We start from the raw sequence: 430 nt of genomic DNA on the forward strand, positions 1-430 counted from the left end.
GTCCTGGACGCCTACGGCGCGTACGGCGAGAAGAAGAACTACGGCAAGACCTACCTGGGCGTCATCCGCTCCACGATCGTCGTCGACGAGCAGGGCAAGGTCGAACACGCCCTCTACAACGTCCGCGCGACGGGCCACGTCGCCAAGATCATCAAGGACCTGGGCATCTGACCCGGCTGCCCCTTCGGAACGGCCTGCACCGGCGCCCGGTGCGGGCCGTTCCGCTTTTCGTACGTGACCGTCCGATATGCGGGTCGTTACTCCGTGCGAGACCACGAACACGTGGACGGAGCGCGGAGGGGGTTCGATGGGGGCGAGCGCGTACACGCGGGAGCGGCTGGAGGAGGCGGCGCGGGGAGCACGGACGCTTACGGAGGCGCTGGAGCGGCTGGGGGTGGATCCGAGAAGTTCGACGCGACGGTACGTGCTG

2 pseudogenes are annotated in these 430 nt (G+C 67.9%); both read left to right on the plus strand.

What is annotated here, in order from left to right:
- Positions 1-171 (plus strand): annotated as a pseudogene (locus LPA54_RS39625) (peroxiredoxin); the annotation flags it as partial.
- 136 nt (positions 172-307) lie between these two features.
- Positions 308-430 (plus strand): annotated as a pseudogene (locus LPA54_RS39630) (HNH endonuclease); the annotation flags it as partial.

Source organism: Streptomyces sp. DH12 (assembly GCF_020873895.1).
GTDB lineage: Bacteria > Actinomycetota > Actinomycetes > Streptomycetales > Streptomycetaceae > Streptomyces.